We start from the raw sequence: 532 nt of genomic DNA on the forward strand, positions 1-532 counted from the left end.
ACCAGTGCGGCACCGCAGGCGACGGTATCAAGCCCCGCCATGAACGTTTCCGGCCTGTCGGGGACCACCATGGAACTGCCCACCAGTGCGGCACCGCAGGCGACGGTATCAAGCCCCGCCATGAACGTTTCCGGCCTGTCGGGAACCACCATGGAACTGCCCACCAGTGCGGCACCGCAGGCGACGGTATCAAACCCCGCCATGAACGTTTCCGACCTGTCGGGGACCACCATGGCACTGCCCAACAGTGCGGCACCGCAGGCGACGGTATCAAGCCCCGCCATGAACGTTTCCGGCCCGTCGGGGACCACCATGGCACTGCCCACCAGTGCGGCACCGCAGGCGACGGTATCAAGCCCCGCCATGAACGTTTCCGACCCGTCGGGGACCACCATGGCACTGTCAACCAGTGCGGCACCGCAGGCGACGGTATCAAGCCCCGCCATGAACGTTTCCGGCCTGTCGGGGACCACCATGGAACTGCCCACCAGTGCGGCACCGCAGGCGACGGTATCAAGCCCCGCCATGAACG

2 protein-coding genes are annotated in these 532 nt (G+C 66.4%); one reads left to right on the forward strand and one right to left on the reverse strand.

The features are described 5' to 3' along the window. On the reverse strand, positions 1-284 hold a 284-nt coding region (locus J7438_RS27350; protein WP_209279154.1), incomplete at its 3' end, for a hypothetical protein. A gap of 28 nt (positions 285-312) precedes the next feature. Between J7438_RS27350 and J7438_RS27355 the strand changes: the two genes are divergently transcribed. Further along, on the forward strand, positions 313-532 hold a 220-nt coding region (locus tag J7438_RS27355), incomplete at its 3' end, for a hypothetical protein (RefSeq protein ID WP_209279155.1).

Origin of the sequence: Thalassotalea sp. G20_0, from assembly GCF_017744175.1 — a bacterium.
Lineage (GTDB): Bacteria > Pseudomonadota > Gammaproteobacteria > Pseudomonadales > Endozoicomonadaceae > Endozoicomonas.